This is a genomic window from Croceivirga sp. ABH4_376 (genome assembly GCF_056160685.1).
Map to the genome: position 1 here is coordinate 1 of NZ_JBSWXQ010000033.1, position 211 is coordinate 211.

Sequence of the window (211 nt, forward strand, 5' to 3'; positions counted from 1 at the left end):
CCACACCTTCGGTCACGATAACATCGGTCTGTACAATGGAAAGCCCTTCCGTACCGGTACTGTCATCATCATTGATAATACCGTTTGCTGTAGCATTATTGATTGGTACCAACGGATTGGTAGTGCTGTTCAAGGTAACGGTATAGGCCTCTTGTGGCTCGATGATGGCATCATCCAAAATAGAAACCACGATTTGTTGTACCTCGCCATC

1 protein-coding gene is annotated in these 211 nt (G+C 46.0%); it reads right to left on the reverse strand.

The genetic code is table 11. The features are described from left to right. Nucleotides 1–211, reverse strand: a 211-nt coding sequence (locus ACXAGS_RS15770; protein WP_474908096.1) for a hypothetical protein, incomplete at both ends; no start/stop codon positions are given.